At 66.2% G+C, this 630-nt stretch carries 1 protein-coding gene; it reads left to right on the forward strand.

The annotated features are described in order from the left end of the window. Nucleotides 1-630 (forward strand): SNF2-related protein (locus ABD323_RS42070; RefSeq protein WP_344447343.1); only part of this gene is annotated, 630 nt, incomplete at both ends.

A 630-nucleotide genomic window follows, 5' to 3' on the forward strand; every position in this document is an offset into this window, starting at 1 on the left:
CGCTGGCCGAGGGATCGGTGCGGGATGCGCAGGCTGTTGAGAGCCGTCTCGATGCCGGCCGGCAGGGCATGGAAGTGGCGGGCGAGGTCAGCCCGCACGAGGTGGCGCCCCGGCTTGGTGCTGCCTGGCAGGCACCGCTCACCGAGTTCCAGACGCGCGACATCGCGAAGCTGTTGTCGATCAGGCACGGAGCGAACTTCAGCGTGCCCGGGGCGGGCAAGACCCGTACAGCGATGGCGGTTTACGCTGCCCTGCGGGAGGAGGGGAAGGTCAGACGTCTTCTCGTTGTCAGCCCCAAGTCTGCCTATGAGGCATGGCGGGAGGAAAGCGAGGGCTGCTTCACGGTGCCGCTCCGGATCAGCCTGTTCGAGCGCCGGCCGGACCAGGGGGCTGAGGTCCTGCTGGTGAACTACGAGCGGCTCTACCGCTATCAGGCGGAACTCGCGGACTGGATGAGCGCCGTACCTACGCTGATGGTCCTGGACGAGGCGCACCGGATGAAACTCGGAGTAAGAGGCCCCTACGTCTCTACGTGCATGGCCCTTGGCCCGCTTGCCCATCACCGGCTGATCCTGACCGGGACACCAGCGCCGAATGGTGCCAAGGATCTTGAGAGTCTGCTCTCCTTCG

It is taken from the genome of Kitasatospora nipponensis (assembly GCF_039528135.1).
In the GTDB taxonomy this organism is placed as follows: domain Bacteria; phylum Actinomycetota; class Actinomycetes; order Streptomycetales; family Streptomycetaceae; genus Kitasatospora; species Kitasatospora nipponensis.